1 protein-coding gene is annotated in these 332 nt (G+C 69.3%); it reads right to left on the bottom strand.

Annotated features, from left to right (window positions below):
• Positions 1–277 (bottom strand): tetratricopeptide repeat protein (locus ACGFZ2_RS14380; RefSeq protein ID WP_393453405.1); only part of this gene is annotated, 277 nt, incomplete at its 3' end.
• Positions 278–332 lie beyond the last annotated feature (55 nt).

Raw genomic sequence — 332 nt, 5'->3', positions numbered from 1 at the left:
CGTACAGCGGGATTGCCTCACCCAACCGGCCCGCCGCTCGGTAGGCGGCGGCGAGGTTGTTCCGCGATGTCAGCGTGGACGGGTGTTTCTCGCCCAGGACCCGCTCACGCGCGGCCAGGGTTGCCTCTAACAGCGGGATTGCCTCACCCAACCGGCCCGCCGCTCGGTAGGCGGCGGCGAGGTTGTTCCGCGATGTCAGCGTGGACGGGTGTTTCTCGCCCAGGACCTGCTCACGCGCGGCCAGGGTCGCCTCGTACAGCGGGATTGCCTCACCCAACCGGCCCGCTACTCGGTAGGCGGCGGCGAGGTTGTTCCGCGATGTCAGTGTGGAC

This window comes from Micromonospora sp. NPDC048063 (assembly GCF_043202855.1).
Taxonomy (GTDB): domain Bacteria; phylum Actinomycetota; class Actinomycetes; order Mycobacteriales; family Micromonosporaceae; genus Micromonospora.
Note: the sequence above shows the minus strand (reverse complement) of the source record. Positions and strands in the feature narration are given on the sequence as shown.